The sequence below is a fragment of the Sphingomonas mesophila genome (genome assembly GCF_003499275.1).
GTDB classification, from domain to species: domain Bacteria; phylum Pseudomonadota; class Alphaproteobacteria; order Sphingomonadales; family Sphingomonadaceae; genus Sphingomicrobium; species Sphingomicrobium mesophilum.
In genome coordinates this window covers 1-609 of the sequence record NZ_QWDF01000010.1, presented here as the reverse complement: position 1 = coordinate 609, position 609 = coordinate 1, and the positions used below count along the sequence as shown (strand labels likewise).

1 protein-coding gene is annotated in these 609 nt (G+C 46.5%); it reads left to right on the top strand.

The annotated features are described in order from the left end of the window. A partial coding sequence (gene sodC / locus D0Z60_RS11495) for a superoxide dismutase [Cu-Zn] SodC (protein WP_275896727.1) occupies positions 1-583 on the top strand: 583 nt, incomplete at its 5' end. Between the last annotated feature and the right edge of the window lie 26 nt (positions 584-609).

The window sequence follows — 609 nt, the reverse complement described above, 5'->3', positions numbered from 1 at the left end:
GGGATGTTCTATGAAACTCACAAATCTAGCTCTTGCTTTTACATTATTCGGCGCATCGGCAGTTGCCTTTGCACATGCGGATCATGATCATAAAAAAGCGGATAACAGCTCAGTGGAAAAACTTGTCGTACAAGTACAACAACTTGATCCTGTAAAAGGAAACAAGGATGTCGGTACGGTAGAAATTACCGAATCTGCATACGGTTTAGTGTTTACTCCGCACTTACACGGTTTAGCTCAAGGTTTACACGGCTTCCATATTCACCAAAACCCAAGCTGTGAACCGAAAGAAAAAGACGGTAAACTGGTTGCCGGTTTAGGCGCGGGCGGGCACTGGGATCCGAAAGATACCAAGCAACACGGCTATCCGTGGTCGGACGATGCGCACTTAGGTGATTTACCGGCATTAACCATCGCACACGACGGTTCTGCAACCAATCCGGTTCTTGCTCCGCGTTTGAAAAAACTTGATGAAGTTAAAGGTCACTCTTTAATGATTCACGAAGGCGGCGATAACCACTCTGATCACCCGGCTCCATTAGGCGGTGGCGGTCCGCGTATGGCTTGCGGCGTCATCAAATAACATAATTAAATAAATTTAAACCGATG